This is a genomic window from Vreelandella olivaria (assembly GCF_023507745.1).
GTDB lineage: Bacteria > Pseudomonadota > Gammaproteobacteria > Pseudomonadales > Halomonadaceae > Vreelandella > Vreelandella olivaria_A.
The window spans coordinates 1-25,961 of the sequence record NZ_JALPZO010000100.1 but is presented as its reverse complement, the minus strand read 5'-3'; the positions used below and the strand labels follow the sequence as shown (position 1 = coordinate 25,961).

At 52.4% G+C, this 25,961-nt stretch carries 23 protein-coding genes and 1 rRNA gene; 8 read left to right on the top strand and 16 right to left on the bottom strand.

What is annotated here, in order from left to right:
- Positions 1-35 precede the first annotated feature (35 nt).
- The 8 genes from infC to HP566_RS07905 form a co-directional block, all read right to left on the bottom strand.
- Positions 36-575 (bottom strand): translation initiation factor IF-3, encoded by a 540-nt coding sequence (gene infC, locus HP566_RS07940; RefSeq protein WP_340163069.1) that lies wholly within the window; start codon positions 573-575, stop codon positions 36-38.
- A 12-nt stretch (positions 576-587) separates the two neighbouring features.
- On the bottom strand, positions 588-2,510 hold the full coding sequence (thrS, locus tag HP566_RS07935; RefSeq protein WP_249976725.1) for a threonine--tRNA ligase: 1,923 nt from the start codon (positions 2,508-2,510) through the stop codon (positions 588-590).
- 218 nt (positions 2,511-2,728) lie between these two features.
- Positions 2,729-3,598 carry an OmpA family protein gene (locus HP566_RS07930; protein WP_249976724.1) on the bottom strand — a complete coding sequence of 290 codons (870 nt, stop codon included), beginning with the start codon at positions 3,596-3,598 and terminating at the stop codon, positions 2,729-2,731.
- Positions 3,599-3,890: 292 nt separating this feature from the next.
- The gene (locus HP566_RS07925) at positions 3,891-4,358 is read right to left on the bottom strand and encodes a DUF2489 domain-containing protein (RefSeq protein ID WP_249976723.1); all 468 of its coding nucleotides are present in this window, start codon (positions 4,356-4,358) and stop codon (positions 3,891-3,893) included.
- A 105-nt stretch (positions 4,359-4,463) separates the two neighbouring features.
- Complete coding sequence (gene cyoE, locus HP566_RS07920; RefSeq protein ID WP_249976722.1) at positions 4,464-5,390, bottom strand: heme o synthase; 927 nt, start codon at positions 5,388-5,390, stop codon at positions 4,464-4,466.
- A 101-nt stretch (positions 5,391-5,491) separates the two neighbouring features.
- Positions 5,492-6,505 (bottom strand): COX15/CtaA family protein, encoded by a 1,014-nt coding sequence (locus HP566_RS07915; RefSeq protein WP_249976721.1) that lies wholly within the window; start codon positions 6,503-6,505, stop codon positions 5,492-5,494.
- Between the two features lie 35 nt (positions 6,506-6,540).
- Positions 6,541-7,050 carry a hypothetical protein gene (locus HP566_RS07910; protein WP_249976720.1) on the bottom strand — a complete coding sequence of 170 codons (510 nt, stop codon included), beginning with the start codon at positions 7,048-7,050 and terminating at the stop codon, positions 6,541-6,543.
- 3 nt (positions 7,051-7,053) lie between these two features.
- A complete protein-coding gene (locus HP566_RS07905) occupies positions 7,054-7,752 on the bottom strand; it encodes an SURF1 family protein (protein ID WP_249976719.1) in 699 nt (232 codons plus the stop codon).
- Here HP566_RS07905 and HP566_RS07900 point away from each other — a divergent pair.
- Positions 7,751-7,942, top strand: coding sequence for a DUF2909 family protein (locus HP566_RS07900; RefSeq protein WP_249976718.1), 192 nt, complete (start codon positions 7,751-7,753; stop codon positions 7,940-7,942). The two genes, HP566_RS07905 and HP566_RS07900, sit on opposite strands and share 2 nt — an antisense overlap.
- A 6-nt stretch (positions 7,943-7,948) precedes the next feature.
- Here HP566_RS07900 and HP566_RS07895 read toward each other — a convergent pair whose 3' ends face one another.
- From HP566_RS07895 to HP566_RS07875, 5 genes are all read right to left on the bottom strand, one after another.
- The gene (locus tag HP566_RS07895; RefSeq protein ID WP_249976717.1) at positions 7,949-8,809 is read right to left on the bottom strand and encodes a cytochrome c oxidase subunit 3; all 861 of its coding nucleotides are present in this window, start codon (positions 8,807-8,809) and stop codon (positions 7,949-7,951) included.
- The gene (locus HP566_RS07890; protein WP_249976716.1) at positions 8,806-9,396 is read right to left on the bottom strand and encodes a cytochrome c oxidase assembly protein; all 591 of its coding nucleotides are present in this window, start codon (positions 9,394-9,396) and stop codon (positions 8,806-8,808) included. Before HP566_RS07890 ends, HP566_RS07895 begins: the two co-directional genes overlap by 4 nt.
- A gap of 36 nt (positions 9,397-9,432) precedes the next feature.
- Positions 9,433-11,076 carry a cytochrome c oxidase subunit I gene (ctaD, locus tag HP566_RS07885; RefSeq protein ID WP_249976715.1) on the bottom strand — a complete coding sequence of 548 codons (1,644 nt, stop codon included), beginning with the start codon at positions 11,074-11,076 and terminating at the stop codon, positions 9,433-9,435.
- A gap of 53 nt (positions 11,077-11,129) precedes the next feature.
- Positions 11,130-12,245, bottom strand: a complete 1,116-nt coding sequence (coxB, locus tag HP566_RS07880; protein ID WP_249976714.1) for a cytochrome c oxidase subunit II — start codon at positions 12,243-12,245, stop codon at positions 11,130-11,132.
- Positions 12,246-12,373: 128 nt separating this feature from the next.
- Positions 12,374-12,547: a DUF2970 domain-containing protein gene (locus tag HP566_RS07875; protein ID WP_249976713.1), complete on the bottom strand. Its 174-nt coding sequence runs from the start codon at positions 12,545-12,547 to the stop codon at positions 12,374-12,376.
- 137 nt (positions 12,548-12,684) lie between these two features.
- Here HP566_RS07875 and HP566_RS07870 point away from each other — a divergent pair, with 137 nt between their 5' ends.
- The 3 genes from HP566_RS07870 (at position 12,685) to HP566_RS07860 (ending at position 16,260) form a co-directional block, all read left to right on the top strand.
- The gene (locus HP566_RS07870) at positions 12,685-13,041 is read left to right on the top strand and encodes a hypothetical protein (RefSeq protein ID WP_249976712.1); all 357 of its coding nucleotides are present in this window, start codon (positions 12,685-12,687) and stop codon (positions 13,039-13,041) included.
- Positions 13,042-13,148: 107 nt separating this feature from the next.
- Complete coding sequence (locus HP566_RS07865) at positions 13,149-13,391, top strand: hypothetical protein (RefSeq protein WP_249976762.1); 243 nt, start codon at positions 13,149-13,151, stop codon at positions 13,389-13,391.
- Between the two features lie 145 nt (positions 13,392-13,536).
- Entirely contained in the window at positions 13,537-16,260 is a 2,724-nt protein-coding gene (locus HP566_RS07860) for a cation-transporting P-type ATPase (RefSeq protein ID WP_249976711.1), read from the top strand.
- A gap of 7 nt (positions 16,261-16,267) precedes the next feature.
- On the opposite strand, the gene hrpB is transcribed toward HP566_RS07860, so the two are convergent.
- Both hrpB and HP566_RS07850 read right to left on the bottom strand, forming a co-directional pair.
- On the bottom strand, positions 16,268-18,718 hold the full coding sequence (gene hrpB / locus HP566_RS07855) for an ATP-dependent helicase HrpB (protein ID WP_249976710.1): 2,451 nt from the start codon (positions 18,716-18,718) through the stop codon (positions 16,268-16,270).
- 6 nt (positions 18,719-18,724) lie between these two features.
- The gene (locus tag HP566_RS07850; RefSeq protein ID WP_249976709.1) at positions 18,725-19,384 is read right to left on the bottom strand and encodes a TetR family transcriptional regulator C-terminal domain-containing protein; all 660 of its coding nucleotides are present in this window, start codon (positions 19,382-19,384) and stop codon (positions 18,725-18,727) included.
- A gap of 201 nt (positions 19,385-19,585) precedes the next feature.
- On the opposite strand from HP566_RS07850, the gene xdhA reads away from it, so the two are divergent.
- The 4 genes from xdhA to guaD are packed head-to-tail and all read left to right on the top strand — an operon-like array spanning position 19,586 to position 25,631.
- Positions 19,586-21,043 (top strand): xanthine dehydrogenase small subunit, encoded by a 1,458-nt coding sequence (xdhA, locus tag HP566_RS07845; protein ID WP_249976708.1) that lies wholly within the window; start codon positions 19,586-19,588, stop codon positions 21,041-21,043.
- The gene (xdhB, locus tag HP566_RS07840) at positions 21,027-23,450 is read left to right on the top strand and encodes a xanthine dehydrogenase molybdopterin binding subunit (protein ID WP_249976707.1); all 2,424 of its coding nucleotides are present in this window, start codon (positions 21,027-21,029) and stop codon (positions 23,448-23,450) included. The genes xdhA and xdhB overlap by 17 nt, the downstream gene beginning before the upstream one ends.
- Positions 23,447-24,316, top strand: coding sequence for a xanthine dehydrogenase accessory protein XdhC (xdhC, locus tag HP566_RS07835; protein WP_249976706.1), 870 nt, complete (start codon positions 23,447-23,449; stop codon positions 24,314-24,316). The genes xdhB and xdhC overlap by 4 nt, the downstream gene beginning before the upstream one ends.
- Before the next feature lies 1 nt (position 24,317).
- Positions 24,318-25,631 (top strand): guanine deaminase, encoded by a 1,314-nt coding sequence (gene guaD / locus HP566_RS07830; protein ID WP_249976705.1) that lies wholly within the window; start codon positions 24,318-24,320, stop codon positions 25,629-25,631.
- 209 nt (positions 25,632-25,840) lie between these two features.
- On the opposite strand, the gene rrf is transcribed toward guaD, so the two are convergent.
- Positions 25,841-25,956 (bottom strand): 5S ribosomal RNA (gene rrf / locus HP566_RS07825).
- Positions 25,957-25,961 lie beyond the last annotated feature (5 nt).

Below are 25,961 nucleotides of genomic sequence, written 5' to 3'. Positions count from 1 at the left end.
TGCCTTCGCGCTGGCCCGTTGACTTCGCCGTTGGATCACTTCTTTTTCGGGGCAAGAATCATGATCATCTGGCGGCCTTCCATTTTCGGGAAAGACTCCACCGCTCCGATCTCTTCCAGGTCTGCCGCGATCCGCTCCATCAGTTTACGACCGATGTCCTGGTGCGCCATTTCACGACCACGGAAGCGCAATGTGACCTTACCCTTGTCACCACCTTCCAAAAAGCGGGTCAGGTTTTTAAGTTTAACCTGGTAATCGCCTTCGTCAGTGCCAGGGCGGAATTTAACTTCCTTCACCTGGATTTGCTTCTGCTTTTTCTTTTGAGCCGCTTTCTGCTTCTTCGTCTCAAAAACAAATTTGCCATAATCCATGATCTTACAAACGATTGGATCGGCATTCGAGATTTGCACAAGGTCTAAACCGGCAGCTTCTGCACGCTCAAGGGCTTCGGTGGTGGGTACAACACCCAACTGTTCACCTTCGGCATCAATTAGACGCACTTCTTCTTCGGTAATACGCTCGTTCATTGGTGGGCGTTTGTCTTGTGGACGCCCGCGCTGGTTGCTTCGCTTGATCGCTCCGTCTCCTTAGGCAATTGACGATGTCGCCAGGGCTGCTCGCTCTTCACTAAATCGCTCAATGAATTCATCGATCGTCATAGTGCCGAGGTTTTCGCCGCTGCGAGTTCGCACGGCCACTGAGTCAGCTTCGACTTCCTTATCTCCCACCACAAGGAGATAGGGAACTTTCTGTAACGTATGCTCACGGATTTTAAAGCCGATCTTCTCGTTCCTCAAGTCCGCCTTGACCCGTAAGCCATTTTTTTGCAGTCGCTGCTCTAATTTGAGCGCGTAATCACGCTGCGCATCAGTGATTGTCATCAGAACCGCCTGCTGCGGCGCCAGCCAAAGTGGCATAACCCCAGCATAATGCTCAATAAGGATACCCAAGAAACGCTCAAAAGACCCTAAAATAGCACGGTGGAGCATCACTGGGGTTTTCCGCGTGCCGTCTTCATCGACGTATTGCGCCCCCAAGCGCCCTGGCAAATTAAAATCTAGCTGAAGAGTACCACACTGCCACACACGATTCAGGCAATCACGCAGTGCAAATTCAATTTTTGGCCCATAAAAGGCGCCTTCGCCGGGTTGCAGCTCCCACTCAAGCCCCGTTGCATTGAGCGCAGCCTCAAGCCCCTGCTCAGCCCGATCCCACATTTCGGCTTCGCCAAGGAAGTCGTCAGGGCGGGTCGACAGTTTGAGCTCCACATCATCAAAGCCAAGTGTCTTATACACTTGCAATGTCAGCGCAATGAAAGCTTCTGCTTCCGCTTGAATCTGCCCTTCTGTACAGAATATGTGGGCATCATCCTGGGTGAAGCCGCGAACCCGCATCAGACCGTGCAGAGAACCGGAAGGTTCATTACGGTGACAGCTGCCGAACTCGGCAAGCCGGAGTGGCAAATCACGGTAGCTCTTTAGCCCCTGATTAAAAACCTGAACGTGGCAGGGGCAGTTCATCGGTTTGACCGCGTACTCACGTTTTTCCGATTCAGTCGTGAACATTAGTTCACTGTAGTGCCCCCAGTGGCCTGACTTTTTCCACAAAGAGAGGTCCACTACTTGCGGCGTTTTAATTTCCTGGTAACCATGCTCACGCTGAATTCTGCGCATATAATCTTCTAATGCCTGGTACATTGTCCAGCCATTGGGATGCCAGAAAACCATGCCTGGCGCCTCTTCCTGCAAATGGAATAAGTCCATCTTGCGGGCCAGTTTGCGATGATCACGCTTCTCAGCTTCTTCAAGTCGCTGCAAGTAGGCTTTTAGCTGCTTTTTATCGCCCCAGGCAGTGCCGTAAATACGCGTCAGCATGGGATTGGATGCATCCCCACGCCAATAAGCACCCGCCAGCTTTGTCAACTTAAACGCCTTCAGATGGCGCGTATTGGGTACATGAGGGCCACGGCACATATCCGTGTACTCCTCATGATGATAAAGGCGGATAGTGGCATCATCAGGAATATCACGGACAATTTCCTGCTTATACTCTTCACCACGCTGCACAAATGTTTGCATCGCCTTATCGCGATCAACATATTCGCGTACCACATCGTACTCGCTCTCAATGAGAGAACGCATGCGTTTTTCAATGGCTTCCATATCTTCGGGTGTGACTGAGCGCCCAAAGTCAATATCGTAATAAAAACCATCGTCGATCACGGGACCGATCGCCATTTTGGCATCGGGATACAGCTGCTTCACCGCATGGCCAATCAGGTGAGCACAAGAGTGGCGAATAATTTCCAGCCCTTCTGCATCACGGGCGGTAATAATCGCCACCTCAGCATCTTGCTCAATTAAGTCAGCGGCATCGACCAACACACCATCAATTTTGCCTGCCACACAGGCCTTGGCCAAACCAGGGCCAATGGATTCTGCAAGCTGCATAATAGAAAGCGGTGTATCGAACGTTCTTTGGCTGCCGTCAGGCAGTGTCACAATGGGCATTCAGGTATTCCTTGAGCGCAGTGGTGAGCCATACCAAGGATCACATTTCGCTATCAATGGTAGATAGATACAGGCCCGTTCAGGCCGGTCGCCAGCCTATCAGAATTTGGCGGATCATAAAATAAAACGGGAGGCACTCAGGCCTCCCGTTTCTGTAGTTAAGAAAGGAGCGTTACCGCAATCGTCGACTCCCCCTCAAACAGAGCGCATAAAGCAGATTAGTTCCACTCGTCCAGTTCAACGCGACGGTTTTGCGCGCGACCTTCATCAGTGTCGTTCGAGGCAACAGGGCGCTCTTCACCATAACCTACAGCGCGCATACGATTGGTTTCTACGCCACGCTGAGACAGGTAAGCGGCAACAGACTCTGCACGGCGCTGAGACAGGTTCTGGTTGTACTCAGCGGAACCGCGAGAATCAGTGTGGCCTTCGATGCTTACACGAACATCGGGGTTGTGAACCAGACGCTCAGCAATACCATCCAGCACTTGCTGAGCAGAAGAAGTCAGTTGAGCGGAGTCAAATTCAAAGTTGACATCACGCAGAACCAGGCTTTCCGGGCAGCCCAATGCGTTAACTTCTACACCTGCCGGGGTGTCCGGGCACTGGTCACGGTAGTCCGGCACGCCATCACCGTCAGAATCCAGCGGACAGCCAACAGCGTCAACTTCTACACCAGCAGGGGTACCCGGGCACTGGTCGCGGTAATCCGGCACACCGTCACCGTCGGAGTCCAGCGGGCAGCCTTCCGCATCAACGGCAACGCCAGCAGGCACTTCGCCGTAGCTCGGGCACTGAGGTGCAACAGGCTCAGGCGTATGGTCAGCACACAGAAGCCCCCCAATGGCCGCACCAGCAGCAGCGCCAGTAGCCGCACCAGCGTCTTCATCAGAACTGCCACTGGTAGCATAGCCAATGCTACCACCGATTAAGCCACCCGCCAGACCACATACGGCCGGGTGCTGATACCAGCTACGGTCACTGCTTGCACTAGCCTGCCCAGATGACTGAGAAGCAGAGCTGGCGCAGCCTGATAGACCCACTACCAGGGCAGAACCGACTAGCAAGCCAGTTGTTGATTTTTTCATGCAAGACTCCTTCTTGATCCAATGCTGAAATGGTCACACGACCAAATCTATCCAATGCTTCTTATTGCGAGAGCATCCATTTTTCGCCTGTTCTAATATCCGAAAGCAGTATCCCTTTCCTGATACAGAACGGTATGCCTATCATTAACGTTTGTGCGTAAGAAGGCAACAATGCCAAGATATCAACTTCTTGCTAATATCGACATGTTTAGCATAGCAAAACTGCTACCATCAGCGCCAAAAAAACATAGGCTGCTGCTAATTGAGTGTTTATTGTAGCGCTTACGCTGTATCAATGCAGTGCCGACGGCCCCTTGGCCCGCCATTTAATCACCTCAGCCGCCGCCGACAAAACCGCAGCACGCATTTTATCCTCAACGGCCAGACGCTCCTTATCCTCTTGCATACGCTCTCTCGGCGTAAGCTGCTTGCGGGCCGAGTGAGTCTTTAAGTGGCGTGTCTGATTATATACATCAGCAAATGCCTGAAACTCAGGCCGCTCGGTCAGGCTAGGGTCAACAATTTCAAGTAGCACTTTGCAACGCCAGGACCCTTCCGTTATATCCACCTGCTCTTGCACTAACGCACTGACAACATAATCCAGATTTTCAAGGCTGTTCTGCTGTGCGCGCCGCTCTTCATCCAACCGAAAAGCCTCACGACGCTTAACCTCCTTGCGCAGGGTTAGCGCATACGCACCCAAGCCAATAATGATCGCGCCCCCTAGCGCGAGTAAAACCAGTGCTACTGTGGAATTCATGGCACCCCTTGCAGCCAGCATGTACGAAATAGCTTAACGAGAATTGTACACCCTAACGCCATGATTAGACCAATATGACGCTTTTTTATCGGCCCCTTTACTCACTCAGCCAAAAAAATGATGGAACATCCCGGCATAATGATCCAGCAGCAGCGCCCCAAACAGTCCCAGAATATAGCGGATTGAAAACCAAAACGCCTGGATAGGTGCCTGATCGTCTGCCCCTTTCCACACTCTCCAATTCCAGTACATAAACCGGACATTAAGTAACCCTGCGGCAATAAGATACATCACACCACTCATGCCAATGACCACTGGCAGTAGAGAAGCCGCCACGGTGAGCCACCCATAGAGCCATATTTGTAAGCGTGTGAAAGCTAAACCATGGGTAACGGGTAACATCGGTATCTGGGCACGCGCATAATCATCACGCTTATGGATGGCCAATGCCCAAAAATGAGGGGGTGTCCAGGTAAAAACAATCAGCATTAACAGCAACGGTTCAGCGCTTACCTGCCCGGTAATGGAGACCCATCCCAGTAAAGGGGGTGCCGCACCAGCAATGCCTCCAATCACAATATTCTGTGGCGTGGCACGTTTAAGAAACGCTGTATAAATAAGTGCATAACCAATCAAGGAGGCAAACGTCAGCCAGGCGGTTATGTCATTAACCTGCCACGCTAATAACCCAAGCCCCAGGGTAGCGAGGAGCAATGCCCATGCCAGAGCCACAACGACAGGTAGCCGTTTGGCAGCCAAGGGACGCTTTGCGGTTCGAGACATCACGGCGTCTAAATGGCGGTCGATGACATGATTAAAAGCGGCGGCAGAACAGGCTGAGAGGCCAATGCCTATCAAACCAAATATGACCCTGTCCAGGGGCGGTACCCCTTGGGTGGAAAGTGCCATACCCACTCCCACGCACACCAACATCACCGCGACAACCTTTAGCTTGCATAGGCCAAGCAGCTCTTTCCACCCCCATATTGCCACGGGTAGCGTGGCAGGTAAGGACACAGCACCATATCTCATCGCCCTACTCCTTACTGTTCTTGTTATTTAAAGCTCAGTTTAAACGTGTCATCCATCTGAAATGCTGAATAGAAAAACCCTGGGCTGGCCGCAATATAGAGCTATATAGCACCACACCGGCCATAGCCCTGTCGCCAGCACCACCAGGCCGCAGCAATACTTAAGGTAAGCGCCACAGCACCTGCGGTATGCAGCAAGGCCAGCCAGAGTGGTAACCACAGCAAGACATTGGCAATCCCCAAAGCCACCTGCACAGTATAAACACCGACGGTGACTGCCAGTGCTCGCCCTACCACCTTAAGCCGACGATATCGCCACCAGAGTGCTAATAGCGCAATACCTAATAACAAGGCGCCAATCCGATGCATTACGTGTATGGCTGTACGTGCATCAGCATGGAGTTGTCCATGAAGATAGTTAGGGCCAACGGTTTGCGTCAGATGAAACCCTTCACTTAGATCCATCTCTGGCCACCACTGCGAGTTACACGTAGGAAAGCCCTGGCAGGCAATGCCTGCATAGTTACTGGTAACCCAGCCACCAAGCGCCAGTTGCAGTACCAGTAAGCAAGCCGCCAATCCCCACAGCAGGTTAATCGCCCGACGACGCTTTGCAGCCTCTTTCCATAAGAGACGAACACGCAGATGCAGCCAAAAAAACAGTATGAGAACGCTTAACCCTCCCAGCAGATGAAGAGTAACCACCTGCGGCCATAGCTTGAGCGTTACCGTAAAAGCACCAAATGCTCCCTGAATCAGGATGACAACCAATAACGCCAGGCTGACACGCCATGGATAATCGGGACGATCACGAAGTGGCCAGCCAAGAGCGACGGCGCTGAGCACCACAAGCCCCAAGAAGCTCGCGACATAGCGATGCGCCATTTCAACCCAGGCTTTAAAAGGCTCAAGGGGCACATCAGGATGACGTAATGCCGCATACTCACTATCGGGCACCAGCAACCGACCATAGCATCCGGGCCAATCCGGGCACCCCAGCCCTGCATCAACCAAACGTGTCCAAGCTCCTACCAGGATAACAACTGTGGTTAGTGCTGTTCCTGCCAGCGTGAGGTACGTTAACCAGCGCAAACGTCGCTCAATTGCATCTTGCATTTCCTTTCCTTACGGCTCTCGGTGCCGGCCAAACATTACAAAGGATTAACTTTGAACAAATGCCTTATATCGTCAAGAATAGCTGATGCACTGACCGCCTCATTGAAGGCCAGGGCGGGCCTGCCCATGGGATCTACCAACCAAACCATGTTTTCATGGCGCCAGATTGGCGTTTCATGCCACTGGCTGACATGCTCTCCGGGTAACGCTTGTGCACGCCCTCCAATGCGTAGCCTTTGTAAACGGGGCGCTTCACGCCCAAGTGCACGGTGTAGGCGCCATAACTCGTCCATCCGCTGGTTGCAGTTAGACGAACAGTCAAACGCCAGCAGCCATGTGTCCTGCTTGCTCATGGGTTCATCAACAAGCGGCCAAGTGCTTAAATTTGGCGCTTCAACCATTACCTCCCCATGAGCGGTATGCTGGCTGGGAATCCCCACTCTCCACTCCACCATTGCCCAGGCAACGACCATGGGCGCTGAAAATATAATAAAAACAAGTAGCAGGATGAGTCGCTGACGACGCGGTGACCGAGCAAGCTGCATACCTTACCCCTCCTCTCTCAGGCTGTCCTGGCGTAAGCGATACCCACCCACTAACATGACCGCAAAAGCAGCCAGTGCAAGCCCCCACCACTGCACAGCGTAGCCGATGTGACGGCTGGGCGGCATCACATTAGCTGTCCACCAGGGTGTAAAAACACCACTCCCACTATCTGCATGTAGCCAGCCTGCGTAATCAAAAGGCCCCAAAACATTTATCCAGGGCGCCTGACTCAATTGTTGAAGACGAAGCCCTTCTTGATTCTCCCCATACAATGGTCCACCAGAGTGCTCCATCTGCCACTCACCCGACACCTCCACATCGCCAGCCGGGGTTACCGCTTGTGGCGCGCTGCGGCTGGGGCCGGTTTCGACAAAACCACGCTGAATTAACCAGAGCTGCCCATGAACATCACGCAGCGGCGTCAACACCGCCACACCCAGGCGTCCATTGAGAATTCGATTATCCAGAAAGAGCGTATGCTCAGGTAAATATTGGCCTCTCAGCGTCACCTTAGCCCCCTCCTGTGGCATCTCAGTGGGAGAAACCATGGTCGGAGCCGCGTTACGCTCTGCCAGTAAAACGCGCTTGTCAGCAGCCCGCTCCCACTGCCATAGTCCTAACAGGATGCCCAGTGTGACTAACAACCCCCAAAAAACACACCAAACGTAAAAGCGCCCTGTCCCAGGAGAGGATTTCATCATGTGGTTACAGCTTCTTATTGCCTTAGTGTTTGTTGGAATGGCCGCTAGCCTTGCAGCAGGTGCGGGCTTTTTGCTGCGTGACAACGCTTCATCCAGACGACTACTTGTTTCATTGAAGTGGCGCATTGGGCTGGCCTGCCTTCTTATGGCACTACTGGTGTTTGGGTTCTGGTCCGGTGAGTTGGGGTAAGCCACCTCAAAGGACATAGACAAAGATGAATAACCCTATCCAAACCACATCAACAAAATGCCAGTACCAGCAGGATGCTTCGAAACCGAAATGGTGTTCGTTGTCAAAATGTCCCTTCCACACCCTCACTAATATGCAAGCCAGAATCAGTGTGCCAATGATGACGTGGACACCATGGAAACCCGTGAGGATAAAAAAAGTCGCGCCAAAAATGCCTGCCTCAAGAGTGATGCCGTAGTGGTTGTAGGCTTCGTAATACTCAACACCCTGGATAACAATAAAACAGCAGCCAAGTAGCACGGTCCCTGCCAGCCAGTTACGACAGGTTACGCGCTCACCCAGTTTAAAAGCTTCATGGGCAACCGTCAGGGTGATACTTGATGTGACTAGAATCAGCGTGTTTACCAGCGGTAACTGCCATGGGCTAAACATCTGCTCCGGGCCTGTTACCGCGCTATCAGGCGGGTTGAACAGCGGCCACTGCGCTATAAATTCAGGCCATAACAGTGCAGAGACGCCCTTCGCGCCCTCACCACCCAACCAGGGTATGGCGAATGTTCTGACGTAAAACAACGCACCAAAGAAAGCAGCAAAGAACATCACCTCAGAAAAAATGAACCACCCCATACCCCAGCGAAAAGAGCGATCCATCTGAGCATCGTACAGCCCTCCCATTGATTCATGGATGACATCCCTGAACCAAAGCCCCATGACTAACACAATGCCCACCACCCCAACTAACATAAGTGGTGTGCCTGTGTCGTAAACCAGTTTGATGCCGGTACCCACCATCATGACGCCCAGAGCTAAAGAGCCCAGTATGGGCCACCGGCTAGTCTCAGGAACGTAGTAACTACCGCTGCTCATATTTCATCCCCCAACGTATTGTTGTTATTCACTGAGGCACCCATCGCCATGTTATGTACCGGGTAGAGGGTATAAACCAGGGTGATGGTATTGATCTCTTCAGGAAGGTCCCTGGACAGTTGAAACACCAGAGGTACAGTTAATCGCTCATCGCCTTGTAATAACTGCTCCTGGAAACAAAAACAGCTGACTTTACGCACATGAGCAGTGGCATTGGACGGGGAAACGCTAGGCACGGCTCTTCCCCAGCTCTCTTGATGGCTATTATTGGTGAACGTAAATTCCACCTCTGCTGCCTGCCCTGGATGCACACGCATTTGCCGGGTAGCTACACTCATCTGCCATGGCAACCCAGCACTTCCCCTGGTAATAAACTGAACCGTTACATAGCGTGACTGGTCCACCTCCTCATGCACAATTGCCTGGGCAGTGGTGTCAACCTTGCCGTTCAGGCCGGTTATACGACAAAACACGTCATAAAGTGGCACCAGCGCAAACGCGAAAGCAAACATACCGATAAGCGCTGCAACTGACCGGATCACCGTACGCTGGACCCCCGCTTTTCTTACCATCTCATACTCTGTCATAACGCCCCCCTGCACCTTTTAACGACTGGATAAATATCACTCACTGGGGTGAGTACGGTGGAAAACAGGCGGTGTTTCAAAGGTATGTAATGGCGCAGGACTCGGTACACTCCACTCAAGATCCTCGGCTCCCTCCCACGCTTTAGCAGGCGCCTTTTTGCCCCCTTTGACACAAAGCACAACGACAAGAACAAAGATCAATTGCGATACGCCAAAGAAAAAGGCACCGATACTTGAAAGCATATTGAAGTCAGCAAACTGAAGCGCATAATCAGGAATGCGTCGCGGCATACCGGCCAGCCCGGCAAAGTGCATCGGGAAGAAGGTAAGGTTTACTCCCACCACCGAACACCAGAAATGGCACTGCGCCAAGCGCTCATGGGGATAATGCCCCGTCCATTTTGGTAACCAATAATAGACCCCCGCCATAATGGCAAAGATCGCCCCGGGTACTAATACATAGTGAAAATGGGCGACTACAAAATAGGTGTCATGATATTGGAAATCCGCTGGCGCAATCGCCAGCATCAAGCCGGAGAACCCTCCGATAGTGAACAAAACCACAAAGGCCAAAGCAAATAGCATCGGTGGCTCGAAACTTATGGAACCACGGAACAGGGTTGTTACCCAGTTGAACACTTTGACGCCCGTTGGCACGGCAATCAGCATGGTGGAGTACATGAAAAACAGCTCAGCGGTTAGCGGCAAACCAACAACGAACATATGATGCGCCCATACCAGGAATGACAGCAGTGCAATCGCCGCCGTGGCATAGACCATGGAGGCATATCCAAATAAGCGCTTGCGGGCGAACGTTGGAATAATGGCCGATACAATGCCGAAGGCAGGCAAAATCATGATGTACACTTCAGGGTGCCCGAAAAACCAGAACAGGTGCTGGAAAAGCACCGGGTCACCACCACCTGCGGCATCAAAAAAGCTGGTGCCGAAATTAATATCCATCAGCATCATGGTAATCACACCCGCCAACACAGGCATGACGGCAATCAGTAGAAAAGCGGTGATTAACCAGGTCCAGACAAACAGCGGCATATCCATCATGCGCATTCCGGGCGCGCGCATGTTAAGAATGGTCGCGATAATATTAATCGCCCCCAGAATCGAACTGATACCGGCAATATGTAAGGCAAGGATAAAGAACGTCGTGGAAGGTGGTGCATAGGTCGTGGACAGCGGCGCGTAGAATGTCCAGCCAAAATTAGGCCCGCCGCCGGGCATCAATAAAGTAGAGAGCAGAAGTATAAAGGCGACAGGCAGAAGCCAAAAACTGAAATTATTTAATCTTGGTAACGCCATATCCGGCGCACCAATCTGCAGCGGAATCATCCAATTGGCCAGGCCGGTAAACGCGGGCATGACAGCAGCAAACACCATAATCAAACCGTGCATGGTGGTCATCTGGTTGAAAAACTCCGGCTCAACCAATTGCAGCCCTGGCTGAAAGAGCTCGGCGCGTACCACGAGCGCAAAGATGCCGCCAATAAAAAACATGACCAGCGAAAAAATCAGGTACAAAGAGCCGATCTCTTTGTGATTAGTGGTGAGCAACCAACGCATAATCCCTTTAGGTTGTGCATGGTGCTCATGATGAGACTGGCCACCAGCGACTGCTGTAGAACTCTGTTGCAGCGAGTGCTGAGGAGGTAGTTTGGGCGCCATAAGTCTCTCCGCCTGCTTTATTGTTGTGATAGAGGATTAACCGTTTCTAACAACTATTGCGCAATCCAGCCTGATATTGTCGATGGCTGAACAGCATCACCGGTATCATTACCCCAGGAGTTACGCGTAAACGTGACTACCGCTGCTATTTCCACGGGGTTCAACGTACTACGAAATGCTGGCATGGCAGTTCCTGACACACCGTTGACAACAAGGTCTATATGCCAGTCCAAATCACTGATTAACTGTTCATTATTGGCTAGTGCCGGGAAAGCAGGCGGAGCCCCTTGCCCCTCTGGTTGATGGCATGACGAACAGATAGCCCGGTAAACGGCTTCACCTCTCTCCATCAACTCGGCCAGTTCCCACTCGCGGTCAATTCCCATGGCTTCCTGCTCTGCCGCCTCTTTACGCTCGGCAAGCCATACTTCGAACTCATCTTCCTCTACTGCGTGAACCACCACCGGCATAAAGGCATGGTTGACACCACAAAGCTCGGCACACTGACCGCGGTAGATGCCGGGCTCATTAATCTGTACCCAGTTTTCGTTAATAAACCCTGGAATGGTATCTTGCTTAACCGCTAATTCAGGTACCCACCAGGAGTGAATCACATCATCGGAGGTCATCAGAAAGCGTACTTTACGATTGATTGGCAGTACCAGAGGCTCATCCACATCCAGCAGGTAGTGCTCGCCGCGGGGTTCTTCACCCCGAATTTGTTCCCACGGGGTGCTCATGTTGGACGTGAAGGCGACATCTTCACCAAGGTATTCATAGCGCCAGCGCCATTGCTGGCCAGTAATCATGATGTCCAGGTCGGCTTGGGAGGTGTCGTACATGTTTTTCAGCGTAGCGGTAGCGGGCACAGCCATGCCGATCAGTATGACAACGGGAATAGCCGTCCACAGCACCTCTACCGACGTATGCTCATGAAAATGTGCAGCTTTCGCCCCCTTGGAATGACGATAGCGGAACAGCGAGTAAAACATTACACCAAATACAATCACGCCAATTACCACACACACCCAGAAAATGGTCATGTGCAGCCCATAGATATCGCGGCTTATATCAGTCACGCCCACAGGCATATTCCAGCCACTCGCCTGTGCTTGCGGAATGCTGGCAATAAAAGTAACAGACAGCAGCCATCGCCACGGTGAACGCATAGGAACCTCCTTTGTTATTGTTGTTATCACCTATCCTTTTATTAGGTCAGGATGAAGTGATATGAATTCAGTATAGAAAATATCCGCCATACGTCACGGCTTGAGGTTAGAAAAGCCATCAACGCATTTCATCTTGCCGCCATGCTGGCCAATGCAGCCAGCATAATCACAAAAATACATGCCACCCCTATGGCAACCACAATAAACACAACAGGTTTGCCACTTGAGAAATCCGTCCGCCGCTGCTGATCACTTTGAACGCCTATGAGCGCTGCAAGCACCGATTTGATGGCTGACCACATGACAGAACCCTCCTTCTTAACCGCGCGATAGCGAATGACACGATTCTTCTGCTGAGTCAGCATAGCTTGGCTATACTTTTAAAACACACCCTGGCGAAGATAACACGCAACCACATTTATAAGGTCAGGAGGTTTCCATGGGCACTTCCACTTCCCTCCCTCTCCCTTTCCTTGAGGCCAGCCAGCCCTTGCTTCATTGGTGGGGTGAACAGTGGCTGAAAAGTACCGTTCCCATTGCAAAGCTGCATCTGACATGGTTAGAAACTGTCACTGAAGCAATGCAGATAGAAGCCGCATTTTTTCAAGCGATGGCTGAAAGCGGTGAAAAATTGACCCAATGCTTTTCGTATAACGACGGTGATCACTCACCCGCTGCGTTGAATTCGTGTTATCACGAAATCATGCAGACCCTGACGGATGCCCATTTTCAACGCCTGGAGAAAGTGGCTGAGCTATCCCATGAGTTTCGCCGTTGCCTGTGGGAGGAAATCTAGGCCAACCAGATGTTTCCATTATGCGCAGAAGCATTTACAGGTGAATGTCCCTGACCCTACAGTCACGCTATACTCACGAGCTGCCCACTGAATGTTAGGAGCCTTTCATGCCTGTTGTTTCTGCGCCGCGTTTTTTTCTCAATCGACAAAAGCGCCGCTTCACACTCTGCACCCTGTCACTGTCTATGGCCCTGACCCTTGTCGGCTGTACCACCTATACATGGCCTGATGGCTCTCAGGAAACCGTACTGGGTGTCGCCGCAGAAGACGATAACCGTCGCTACGAAGAGCAACAGGCAGAAGGGGTACGCTACCGCATCCCTGGTGAACTCCCGCCAACTCGGGACTAACTCTTTATCTGCTTGCACTCACCTGACGCCTTCGCTTTTTCTCAACCTCTTTGAGCGTTGGTTGCCCAAACTTGCGCCCTGTCACTGCAGTGCAGCATAGTTTACTTGTATGCTTACCCGTAAGTTCACAGAACACGGAGGCTTGATGGATCAGCACCCTGTACCCCAACATACCCCCTGGCACGCGCTTGAACATGATGAGTCATTACGCAAACAGAACTCATCGCCAGACGGGTTAAGTAGCGCTGAAGCAAGCTCACGTCTAGAAAAACTCGGCCCCAATCGACTGCAACAGGAAACCGTTCGCCCCTGGTACAAGCGCCTGCTTGAGCAGTTCAATAATATTCTGATGTTAATTCTGCTGGTTGCAGCAGGGGCGAGTTTTCTGCTGGGACATTTACTTGATGCCGCAGCTATCGTCGGAGTCGTGGTCATTATTGCGCTTATTGGCTTTATCCAGGAAGGCAAGGCGGAACAGGCCCTGGATAGCATTCGTGACATGCTCTCCCCTAAAGCGAATGTATTGCGCGACGGCAAACGGACAAACATTCCCGCAGAAGAGCTGGTTCCTGGTGATGTAGTCTGGGTAGAGAGTGGCGACCGTATACCGGCAGATTTACGCTTAATTGAGGCACGGCGCTTGCGGACCGAAGAAGCCGCGCTTACGGGTGAATCAGAGCCGGTCAGCAAAAGCACTGCAGCGGTTGAGCGCGATACCGATCTCGCTGAACGTAGCAGCATGGCCTATGCCAGTACCATCGTCGTTCAAGGCAACGCTTGGGGCTTGGTGGTGGAAACCGGCAGTCGGACGGAGATTGGCAAAATTTCAGAGTTGCTTCGTGGTGTAGAGCAGCTCAAAACACCTCTACTGCAACAGCTTGACTGGGCTGGCCGGGTATTGGCGATTTTCATTCTCGGTGCCGCCAGCATCACTGCACTGCTGGGCACCCTTCTTCATAACCAGCCCGCATCAGAAATGTTTATGGCTGCGGTTGGATTAGCCGTTGCAGCCATTCCCGAGGGCTTGCCTGCGATTGTCACGATTGGCTTGGCATTAGGCGTGCAAAGCATGGCTAAGCGCAACGCGATTATCCGCCGCTTGCCCGCAGTTGAAACGCTTGGCTCTATTTCCACTATTTTTTCGGATAAAACCGGTACTCTCACTCGTAATGAGATGACCGCACAAGCAATCTGGCTACCCGATGGGCAGTACCATGTGGATGGGATAGGGTTTGCCCCCGAAGGCGCGATTCATCCAGTATCGGACCAAAATAACGTACAGGACACCAGCGTTAACCTTGGCGAGTCGCCCCGGCTTGCCCACTTTCTTCGGGCTGCCACCTTGTGTAACGATGCCGAGCTTGCTCTCGAAGAGGGCCGCTATCGTATTTACGGGGACCCTACCGAAGGAGCACTGGTTATCGCTTCGGCCAAAGCCGGTATCGACGCCCGACAATTACGTGAAGCCCACCCCCGTCAAGACGCCATTCCTTTTGAATCAGAACATAAGTACATGGCAACGCTAAACCAGCTCGATGATGCTGAGCGAATTCTGATTAAAGGCGCGCCTGATCGTCTGCTTGAGATGTGTTCAACGGAGCGCCACGAAGATAGCGACCAACCGCTAAACACCACACAATGGGAAGAGCGTATTGACGCACTCTCGTCTCGTGGCCTGCGTGTATTGGCAATTGCCGAAAAGCCCCAGGCAAAGGTGGAAACACTCGATCATCACCATATCCAGGAAGAGCTTTGCTTATTGGGTATTATTGGCCTGCTTGACCCTCCCCGTGACGAAGCTATTGAGGCCGTTTCCCATTGCCTCAGTGCCGGTATCCGTCCGGTCATGATTACCGGTGACCACGCTTCCACTGCACTCGCGATTGCCAAACAGTTGGGCTTTACCCATACCGATCGGGCCCTGACAGGGCGTGAAATTGAAACGATGTCAGATAAAGAGCTGGAAGACATCATCCTCGACATTGACGTTTATGCTCGCGCCTCTCCCGAGCATAAACTGCGCTTGGTTAAAGCAATGCAAGCCCGGGGCGGGGTATGCTCCATGACGGGTGACGGCGTTAATGATGGCCCTGCGCTGAAACGTGCCGATGTCGGTGTTGCCATGGGAATTCAGGGAACCGAGGCGGCCAAAGATGCTTCGGAAATGGTGCTGGCGGATGACAATTTCGCCACCATTGTTAATGCAGTGAAAGAAGGCCGGAAAGTCTACGATAATATTCGTAAAACAATTACGTTCATACTCCCAACCAACGGGGCTCAAGGGCTATCGATTATGTTGGCAGTCCTGGCTGGCTCCACACTTCCCGTTACGCCCCTGCAAGCGCTCTGGGTCAATATGGTAGTGGCCATCACGCTGGGGCTGGCACTGGCATTTGAGGAGGGTGAAGCCGACCTAATGCAGCGACAGCCCCGCAATCCGAAAGCCCCATTGCTCGATCTATTCCTGCTTTGGCGAGTAATTTTTGTCTCTGTTTTACTGCTGATCGGCGTCTTTGGGATTTTTGCATGGATTTTAGCCCAGGAAGGAAGCGAAGCCCTGGCGCGCGCGGGCGCGGTCAATATGCTGGTGACCGGCAGCGCAGCTTACTTAATCAATAGCCGCTTTCTGATTAACAGTACGCTGTCCATAAAGGGAATCTTTGGCAGTCGCCCTGTCTGGATAGCCATTGGCATTATTATGCTGCTCCAGTTAGCCTTTACGTATCTGCCGTTTATGCAGATGATTTTCGGAAGCGATGCACTCTCTTTAGCACATTGGCTGGTGATCCTTATGGTCAGTTTGGCTATTTATGGAGCCGTTGAGGCCGAAAAGTTATTTTGGCGAAAACGCAATAAAGCTTATGCCTAGGGGGATGTTACTTCACTCTTCCACGGCGGCGATGAGTGGCTGCCGTGGCTTCAGCACTCATCGGGTCCTCTGGCCAGGGATGCTTCGGATAACGTCCGCGCATCTCCTTACGCACCTCCGGATAACCATTCAGCCAAAAACTACGTAGGTCTTGCGTCACTTGCAGCGAGCGCCTGGCAGGTGAAAGAAGATGTACCATAACCGCAACAACACCATCTCCGATAGTGGGTGTCTCCTGCCAGCCAAAAGCCTCCTGCAACTTAAGCGCCAGTACCGGCGGGAGCCCCTGCAAACAGGGCGCATAATTGAGTGCTATTTGACTGCCACTAGGCACTGTTAAAGTGGCTGGTGCCAAGCGTTCATATAGTACCTGGGCCTCCCACTCCAACGACCCTAACAAATAGCGGTGAAAAGGCATTTTTTCAAACTGGTTAAATCGCGTAATACCTGCCATATAAGGAGCAAGCCATGCTTCCAGGGTGCCCAACAACGTTTCTTCAGACCAGTCTGGCCACTGACCTTCGAAGGTCTTATTCAATAGCGCCATGCGCCCCTGCAACTGTTTAACCTCTGCATTGAATATCACGTCCGGCCGCTGCTTTAGCGCCTTCAACAATGCATCCGACACCGCATCCGCTGGCAGATCATTCAATGTTTTGGAGGCAAGCACAAGTTCACCATGACACTGAACCGCCTCTCCGACGAGTTTGCCCAGTGCTTCTGCCCAATAAATCCGGTTAGACCACTGCCGGGTAGCTGGATAAAGGTCGGCAAATGTCGCTGAATGCATGGATTCAGCGATATAAATCGTCGCTTCACTGGCGGCACTTTCAACACTCACTGCAACGATATACGCATCACTGGCTAGTGGATGGCTAACCGGTAGTGTCGCCGTTTTGCCATTGGCGAGTTTGAACCGGCCGGGAGTGATGAGCTGACCAATACGATCAGGATAAGCCAGGGCCAGTAGAGCACCTAACGCCTCGCAAGTGACCTTGCAAGGCCACTTCATATTGGCAATATTCACCAATCGTTTCGCTTCGCGCTGCCAATGGGGAAACTGTGATGGCTGGTGAAAGCGCGCTGTTAATGTATCACATAGCGAGCCAGTCACTCGCTCCTGGCTCTCCAACAGAGCAGCCAAGCCACAGGCCAGCGCAGTGGCGTTAAGCTCGACGGATCTCACCAGCATCACTGCCAACCGGGGCTCCAGGGGCCAACGAGTACACTGCCTGCCTAACGAAGTAAGCCCACCCGCCGAATCGGTGATACCCAGTTCACGTAGCTGCGCCTTGGCACTTTGCCATGCGCCGTTGGGGGGAAGCGTCATCCATGTCAGGTCGCGAGGAGAGCGCACGCCCCAAATTGCCAACTCCAGTACCAACCTGGCTAAATCGGCCTGCTCTATTTCCGGTTCACCGTAAGGGACCAATGGCTGCTCCCGAGGCCATAAACGAAAGCATAAGCCAGGACTCTGCCGACCTGCCCGACCACGCCGCTGGTCAGCGCTGGCACGGTTGACTCGGCGTGTCGTTAAGCGGGTAAGGCCCGTCCGTGGTTGAAAAAGCGGCACTCGCTCCATACCGGCATCAATGACAACATTAACTCCCTCAACCGTTACGCTGGATTCCGTAATCGCAGTGGATACGATCACGCGCTGACATAAGAGATTTCGCTCAAGCGCCGCCTGCTGGGCTGCAATCTCCATTCTGCCGTGCAAAGCCCGAACATCGACATTCAAAGGCGCATGTTCCAACATGCCCACCAGTCGATTAATCTCTGCCACGCCAGGGAGTATCACCAGAATATCCTGGGTTTTCGGAGTGGCCAGCGCTTCGTTAATTACCCTGAAAGCGGCCACCTCAATCGTTTCATCGCCTACAACAGGACGATAAAAGGTTTCAACAGGAAACTGCCGCCCACTACTTTCAATCACCGGCGTTTCCTGCCCCAAAACTTTTAGCAAGGCAGGGAGATCCATTGTGGCGGACATAACGATCAGCTTCAGATCCTCACGGATGCTTTGTTGTATATCCAGTGCCAACGCCAGCCCCAGGTCACCCTCAATACTTCGCTCATGAAATTCATCAAAGATAATACCGCCCACCCCCTCTAATAGCGGATCATCCTGCAGCATGCGCGTTAATACCCCTTGGGTGACCACTTCCAGGCGAGTATGCGCACTCACCTGGCGATCCCCCCGCATGCAATAGCCTACTGTTTTACCCACCGGCTCATTAAGCTGCCGGGCCATGTAATGTGCGGCCAAGCGTGCCGCCACACGACGAGGCTCCAGCAGCAACAGCTTTTTTTCCTGAGCCCACGGACTCTTTAAAAGCTGGAGCGGCACCCGGGTGGTTTTACCGGCCCCTGGCTGGGCCAGCAGAATAAGACGGTTATGAGTCTCCAATGCATCCTGTAGAGGTGCCAAGTGTTCTTCAATGGGTAATGAACGCACTGCCACTCACTCATGCGGTATAGGAGGTATTTTGGGCATAGAGATACCGCAGCCTTTGAGTATTACCTGCTCAAGAAATTGGCAGATGGATTCAATATCTTCTTCACTAAGTACATCTCTGCCTAGAATCCCGCTGACTTGGGCACTATATTCAGTGTAATGCTGAGTGGCAGACCAGATGAGGAAAATGAGCCAGCGAGGATCTACATCGTCCATTTTTCCCTGTACTGCCCACTGGCGAATAATCGCGGCTCGGGAGGCTACCCAGTCACGTAACTCCCCTGCCAGATACTCATTTAGAAAGGGAGCACCCGCTAAAATTTCGGCTGCAAAAAGTTTTGAGCCTTCTGGATAACGCTGACCAAGCACCATTTTGGTGCGTATAAAATCACTAAGAACCCTCCCCGGATCACTTTCAGGGGTTATATCTTCAAGCACAGCATTCCAGCGGCTCATCATACGATCAAGTAGTCTGACATAGAGAGCTTGTTTGCTTCCCATGTAGTACAGAATATTGGCCTTAGGAAGACCTGCCTGATCAGCAATCGCTTGAAGGCTGGCGCCGCGGTATCCATGTTGAGAAAACACCTGCTCTGCAGCAGCCAATATGCTTTGCTCAATGCGATCCCGACCAGTGTTTTCCTGAGTTGCTATTACAGCCGTCATTAACGCAGTTCCTCTGGCAAGTGCCGGGCGGTTGAAAGTTTAAGCCGATGGTGACATATCCTGAGCGCTCCACAAGCAAGCATATCACTATCCGCCTGCACCATAAGAGAGCGCAAAACTAACTCTTGCAAGGTGCGCCATTTTGTCTCAAGCTCAGACCACATTGACCGATCGGTCAGAGCAATCATAACGGAGTTTGGCATGGCTACGATTGAGTTTCTGCTCAACGGCACCCCCAAGCAGTGTGATGTATCACCTGATACCAGCATTCTAACGCTGTTACGCGAGCATTTGGGGGCCACAGGCACTAAAGAGGGTTGCGCATCGGGTGATTGTGGTGCTTGCACGGTGTCAATCAGAGATCCTAATGATCCACAGGCTGGATTTTTAACTGCTAATGCCTGCATCACTCCCGCACATCAGCTAAATGGTCATCACTTAGCCACTATCGAAGGCCTGACAACCGAGGACCAGCTTCATCCGGCGCAGCAGGCCATGGTCGAGTGTCACGGCAGCCAATGCGGTTTTTGTACGCCAGGCATCGTTATGTCACTGTTTACGTTGCATGCCGCCCAGCAAAACCATCCAACACCTTTAACTCCAGAGCGGTTAGAAGCTGCACTGGGAGGGAATTTATGCCGCTGTACGGGTTACCGCCCCATTCGCGATGCGGCATTAACCATGCAGCAAATACCATGGGAGGCACCTCCGTGGTTTGATGCCGCATCAACCCGCGTGCCATCTTCCCCCCTATCTGCCCCGGCAGATAAACACGCATCGCTGTACATACAGCCAACTACATTAGCCGAGTTGACCGCTGCCCGCCAACGCTTCCCCGATGCCCGGCTAGTCGCCGGAGCGACGGATTTATGGCTTGAAAGCACCCAGCGCCTTGAGGAGCTACAGCAACTTATTGATGTGTCCCGGGTAAGCGAATTACAACGGATTGAAGAAACGCGATTTCAGGAGCAACCTGGCTGGTGGATAGGCGCAGGCGTTACCTATACCCAACTGGAACCGTTACTACAAACCCACTTCCCGGCTTTTGCCCACTTGCTCCACCGCTTGGGCTCGCAACAGGTGCGTAATAGAGGAACCCTGGGCGGCAATATTGCCAACGCATCCCCTATCGGCGATACACCGCCTGTTCTATTAGCTCTAAACGCATGGCTGGAACTGGCCACATACGAAGGTACCCGGCAAATACCCTTAAGCCATTTCTTTATGGACTATAAAAAAACAGCGCTGGCTGAGAATGAAGTTATCAGCCGCATCTTTCTGCCTCAATTGACTCAGCCAGCCATGCTCCGAGTATGGAAGCTTTCCAAACGTCGCGAAGATGACATCTCCGCCGTACTGGGCGCCTTTTGCTACCGACTCGAAGAGGGCGTTATGCGGGATGTACGCATTGCTTTCGGCGGTATGGCGGCTACTCCCAAACGTGCACCTGGTGTCGAGGTGGCACTTGAAGGCCAACCGCTCTCCAAAGCCAGTTTTCAGGCAGCACAACAGGCATTGACGAATGATTTCCAACCCATGAGTGATGTCAGGGGTAGCCAGCACTATCGTCAACAGGCAGCTCTGAATTTGCTCGAACGCTTATACCTGACGCTTTCTGCGCCTAACCAGGAGGTGATGCTCCATGCGTACGCTCACTAAGCTCGATGGCGATAGCAGCCGTGCCCGTCGTGAGTTACACGACCATATTCAAGGTGCTGGTCCATTGGCCCGCCATACGCTTGACAGCCATGGACACCGCCAGGCAGGAAGCTCAAGCTTTCATGAAAGCGCTGAAAAGCATGTCACTGGAAAAGCCACTTATATTGATGATTTGAAAACACCGGCAGATGCACTGCATGTAGCACTCGGCCTATCCCCTGTGGCCCATGGCATTTTGACCCAACTTGAACTTGAGGCGGTGAAAACAGCACCAGGTGTCATCGACGTTATTACCTTTAATGATGTGCCTGGACACACTGATATCGGCCCGGTATTTCCAGGTGATCCTATCTTTGTAGAGCAGGAGATCAGCTACGCAGGTCAGTGTATCTTTGCGGTAGCGGCCACATCATTGCTGGCTGCTCGTCGCGCAGTAAAGCTTGCCAAGCTTCATATTGAAGAACAGACGGCAAGCCTTGATCCTGTTGTCGCTGCCGAGCATAACCAGTTTGTGCGCCCTACCCATGTTCAAGAACGTGGCGACTGGCAGACCACCCTACATCAGGCGGAGCATCTCGTTGAAGGCGAGCTGTTTGTCGGCGGACAGGAGCATTTTTATCTTGAAGGGCAGGCGTGCGTCGTGCTGCCCACCGAAGATGAAGGTGTCATGGTCCATACCTCAAATCAGCACCCGAGTGAAACCCAAAAACTCGTTGCCGAAGTATTAGGCATTCCCTTTCATGCCGTTACTGTAGAAGTTCGCCGCATGGGTGGTGGTTTTGGCGGTAAAGAGACCCAAGCCTCCCCCTGGGCGTGTATCGCCGCTATTATTGCCCGCCGAACCGGAAGAGCAACCCGAATACGCCTGCCTCGCAGCGAGGATATGCGGGCAACCGGCAAACGCCACCCTTTCCATAACTACTACCGATTGGCGATTGATCAACAGGGCGTCATTCAAGGTGGTGACATCACGGTCATTGGCGACTGCGGTTACTCTCCCGATCTATCCGATGCCATCGTTGATCGCGCGATGTTTCATGCTGATAACGCCTACTCCCTAGGCAATGCCCGCGTTACTGGCCACCGCGCAAAGACCCATACAGCGTCTAATACCGCTTTCCGTGGCTTCGGCGGCCCACAAGGGATGATGATTATTGAAGCGGCCATGGACGATATCGCACGTAAAGTTGGTGAAGATCCGCTTACCATTCGCAAGCGGAATCTTTACCGTGACGAGCGAGACGTAACCCATTACGGGCAGCAGGTTGATCAAAAGCAACTGCTTCATACCCTTATAGAAACACTGGAGCACAACAGCGATTACTGGTCTCGGCGACAGGCTGTTAAAGATTTCAACGCCGCAAGCCCAGTGATTAAAAAGGGGCTTTCCCTCACACCGGTCAAGTTTGGTATTTCATTCACTGCCCAACACCTTAATCAGGCTGGTGCGCTGCTGCACGTCTATACTGATGGCAGCATTATGATTAACCATGGCGGTACCGAAATGGGCCAGGGGCTTCACACTAAAATCTGCCAGGTGGTGGCCCGTGAGCTGGGACTGGACTTGGACAGTGTGCGCATTAGCGCAACACGCACCGATAAAGTACCCAATACATCCCCTACTGCCGCATCAAGCGGTGCAGATTTAAATGGCATGGCCGCCAGGGATGCCGCCAGCAAACTACGGGAGCGTCTGTTTGATTTTGCCGCATCCCATTTCTATGGCGGTCTGGATAGGGAGGGCATGCGTCTCGAAAATGGCATGCTGATCGCCGGTATCGACGAGAGTGAACGCCGGATTCCGTGGGGAGAACTGGTACAAACAGCGTATCTGAACCGTATCTCACTTTCAGAAAAAGGGTTCTATGCGACCCCCTTAATTCACTACAACCGCGCCACCGGCCAGGGGCGGCCCTTCTATTATTTCGCCTTTGGGGCGGCTGTTGCCGAAGTTAGCGTGGATACACTTAGTGGCGAGTATCAGGTTGACCGTGTCGATATACTCCATGATGTCGGTGATTCACTAAATCCTGCTATCGATACTGGTCAAGTTGAAGGCGGCTTTATTCAGGGGATGGGGTGGCTCACCAGTGAAGAGCTTAAGTGGAATGAAAAAGGGCTACTGGTAAGCGATGGCCCTGCGACTTATAAGATTCCTACCTTCGGGGATATGCCCCCGGTCTTTAACGTTGATCTTTTGGAAGGCCATCCTAACTCCATGGCCAGCTTGTACCGCTCTAAAGCGGTTGGTGAGCCCCCATTCATGCTGGGCATCAGCGTTTGGTCAGCGCTACGCGACGCACTGTCGAGTTTGACCAATTATCAGCAGTCACCGCATTTGGATACGCCGGCAACGCCTGAGCGGGTCATGCTGGCAGCTAACGCCTTGAGGGAGAAAGCGTTGTGACGTTGTCCGCTCCAGACACATGGCATTCGGCACTTAACCGTTTGCAACGTAGCGGCATTCCCCACGTACTGGCAACCCAGGTTACCAGCGCAGGCTCAACACCTCGGGAGCCTGGGGCACGCATGGTGATTACTGCAGATGCGGTCTTCGATACGCTAGGCGGCGGTACTTTTGAGTGGCAAACCATTAGTGCCGCCCGGCAGTACCTGCTCCAGCAGCACTATGGGTTTCATCTGGAAGCTTTTTCACTGGGCGGCCGCAGCGGACAATGCTGTGGTGGTCTGGTGAATATACTACTTGAGGTTTTTCCCGGCTCGGCGGTACAGGTCGCCATATTTGGAGCGGGCCATGTCGGGCGGGAAATTGTTAAACTCAGTGCTCCTCTACCCTGGCATGTACACTGGTACGATAGCCGGTACGGCGCTTTTAATGAACACGATCAACAACAGCCGCGACTTACCTGCCGTCCTCTCAGCAATGCGACCCAAACCGTCGCAGAACTCCCCCCACATTGCCATACCCTGGTATTAACCCATAACCACGATGAAGATTACGCGCTCATTGCCGCATTGATTGAACGTGAAGACATGGCATCTATTGGGCTTATTGGCTCACACAGTAAATGGGAGAGCTTTCAAGGACGACTTAAACGCGCCAGCGTTGGAATTGAAAAAATTCAGCGCGTGCGCAGCCCTATTGGATGCGTTCACGGCACCAAGCTTAGTGACAAAACCCCGTATACCATTGCATTAACCGTGGTGACTGAACTGCTTTGGTTGTCGGACAACCCCCTACCTCAAGCAACCCGCGGCATTGAACCCCAGGTACTGCGGGCGCTCTTTGACGATACAACGACTCCGAGTTGATATGACGACCTCTACCGATACGCTTATTCGTACCGAGTTGATTAGTTTTGCACGCGATCCTGGTGATGGTGACCACCCCCAGCCAGGTAGCCTGGAACATTATGGCGATGGCCTGCTTTGGCTAAAGGGCCAGCACATTCATGCTATAGGCCACTTTTCAGAGTTGGCACCTCAATTACCCAAAAACAGTCATGTTTTAGATTATCGCAACAAGCTTGTGATGCCGGGCTTTATTGATACTCATGTTCACTATGTTCAACTGGACATCATGGCATCATACGGACGGCAGTTGCTGGATTGGCTTAACGACTACACGTTCCCCGAAGAGTGCCGTTTTGCAAACCATGCCCATGCAGAAGCATTATCGAATGCGTTTCTGGATGAAATGCTGCGCGCAGGCACTACCACAGCACAGGTATTTGGCTCCAGCCATCCAGGTTCCGTCGATGCATTTTTTAGCGCTTGTCAAAAACGGCAACTAAGGATGCTGGTCGGCAAAGTGCTGATGGATCGTAACGCACCGGATGCGCTTATGGATGGCACGGCAGGCATTGCAGATACTGAGCGTCTAATCGAAGACTGGCATGGTAAACAACGCCTTGGTTATAGTGTCACTCCCCGCTTTGCCCCTACCTCAACAAAAGCGCAAATGGATGCCGCCGGTGCACTACTACGTAATGACCCCACGCTATGGCTGCAAACCCACCTTGCTGAAAATAGTGGCGAACTTGACTGGGTGGCCGAGCTCTTCCCCGGTAGCCAGGACTACCTTTCCGTGTATGAAGAAGCAGGGTTAGTTGGCACTCGAAGCACCTTTGCCCATGGCATTCACCTTGACAACGGTATGCGCAAGCGACTGGCAGATCGAGGAGCCAATATTGCATTTTGCCCAAGTTCAAACCTGTTTTTAGGCAGTGGCTTATTTGACCGCCAGGCAGCCCAGGAAACAGGTATGGCGTTTACCTATGCCACTGATATTGGTGCTGGCACTGATCTTTCAGGATTTGGCACTCTCAAAAGCGCCTATCAGGTTGGTCAATTACGTGGCCAACCGTTGACCGCGTGGCAAGGCTTTTATGGGCTTACCCATGGCAATGCCAAAGCGCTCTCCCTGGATAACCATATTGGCCAGCTAGCCCCTTCCTATGAAGCTGACTTTGTTGTTATCGACCCTCAAGCCACAACACTTCTAGCGCGGCGGATACAGCACTGCACTACCCTGGGCGAGCGTTTATTTGCACTGATGATGCTTGCAGATGACCGTGCGATTTACGAAACCTGGGCGGGAGGGCTATGCCAACACCGTCGTGATTAAACCTATGAGTGCCTGATAATATGTTCGGATTAGCATCCCGGAAGTCCGGTATTCCGGGATGTTACTCGTCGTCTTATCCTGATACTCGCCCTCCGGGGCTTGCTAACACCGTCCACGCTTGTTCCCAACAATGGGTTCATGGGGATTTCCTTCTTTTCTTTAGCGCAACAAAAAACCCAGCCGATTGGCTGGGTTTTTGCAGTATAAGTGCCTGACGATGACCTACTCTCACATGGGGAGACCCCACACTACCATCGGCGCTAAGCGGTTTCACTGCTGAGTTCGGCATGGGATCAGGTGGTTCACGCTCGCTATGGTCGTCAGGCGTAA

What these genes read in the sequence shown, in the direction of transcription:
- thrS (WP_249976725.1), bottom strand. Translation starts at nt 2,510, where the DNA reads ATGCCCATTGTGACACTGCCTGACGGCAGCCAAAGAACGTTCGATACA.
- HP566_RS07930 (WP_249976724.1), bottom strand. Translation starts at nt 3,598, where the DNA reads ATGAAAAAATCAACAACTGGCTTGCTAGTCGGTTCTGCCCTGGTAGTG.
- HP566_RS07925 (WP_249976723.1), bottom strand. Translation starts at nt 4,358, where the DNA reads ATGAATTCCACAGTAGCACTGGTTTTACTCGCGCTAGGGGGCGCGATC.
- cyoE (WP_249976722.1), bottom strand. Translation starts at nt 5,390, where the DNA reads ATGAGATATGGTGCTGTGTCCTTACCTGCCACGCTACCCGTGGCAATA.
- HP566_RS07915 (WP_249976721.1), bottom strand. Translation starts at nt 6,505, where the DNA reads ATGCAAGATGCAATTGAGCGACGTTTGCGCTGGTTAACGTACCTCACG.
- HP566_RS07910 (WP_249976720.1), bottom strand. Translation starts at nt 7,050, where the DNA reads ATGCAGCTTGCTCGGTCACCGCGTCGTCAGCGACTCATCCTGCTACTT.
- HP566_RS07900 (WP_249976718.1), top strand. Translation starts at nt 7,751, where the DNA reads ATGTGGTTACAGCTTCTTATTGCCTTAGTGTTTGTTGGAATGGCCGCT.
- HP566_RS07905 (WP_249976719.1), bottom strand. Translation starts at nt 7,752, where the DNA reads ATGATGAAATCCTCTCCTGGGACAGGGCGCTTTTACGTTTGGTGTGTT.
- HP566_RS07895 (WP_249976717.1), bottom strand. Translation starts at nt 8,809, where the DNA reads ATGAGCAGCGGTAGTTACTACGTTCCTGAGACTAGCCGGTGGCCCATA.
- HP566_RS07890 (WP_249976716.1), bottom strand. Translation starts at nt 9,396, where the DNA reads ATGACAGAGTATGAGATGGTAAGAAAAGCGGGGGTCCAGCGTACGGTG.
- ctaD (WP_249976715.1), bottom strand. Translation starts at nt 11,076, where the DNA reads ATGGCGCCCAAACTACCTCCTCAGCACTCGCTGCAACAGAGTTCTACA.
- coxB (WP_249976714.1), bottom strand. Translation starts at nt 12,245, where the DNA reads ATGCGTTCACCGTGGCGATGGCTGCTGTCTGTTACTTTTATTGCCAGC.
- HP566_RS07875 (WP_249976713.1), bottom strand. Translation starts at nt 12,547, where the DNA reads ATGTGGTCAGCCATCAAATCGGTGCTTGCAGCGCTCATAGGCGTTCAA.
- HP566_RS07870 (WP_249976712.1), top strand. Translation starts at nt 12,685, where the DNA reads ATGGGCACTTCCACTTCCCTCCCTCTCCCTTTCCTTGAGGCCAGCCAG.
- HP566_RS07865 (WP_249976762.1), top strand. Translation starts at nt 13,149, where the DNA reads ATGCCTGTTGTTTCTGCGCCGCGTTTTTTTCTCAATCGACAAAAGCGC.
- HP566_RS07860 (WP_249976711.1), top strand. Translation starts at nt 13,537, where the DNA reads ATGGATCAGCACCCTGTACCCCAACATACCCCCTGGCACGCGCTTGAA.
- HP566_RS07850 (WP_249976709.1), bottom strand. Translation starts at nt 19,384, where the DNA reads ATGACGGCTGTAATAGCAACTCAGGAAAACACTGGTCGGGATCGCATT.
- xdhA (WP_249976708.1), top strand. Translation starts at nt 19,586, where the DNA reads ATGGCTACGATTGAGTTTCTGCTCAACGGCACCCCCAAGCAGTGTGAT.
- xdhB (WP_249976707.1), top strand. Translation starts at nt 21,027, where the DNA reads ATGCGTACGCTCACTAAGCTCGATGGCGATAGCAGCCGTGCCCGTCGT.
- guaD (WP_249976705.1), top strand. Translation starts at nt 24,318, where the DNA reads ATGACGACCTCTACCGATACGCTTATTCGTACCGAGTTGATTAGTTTT.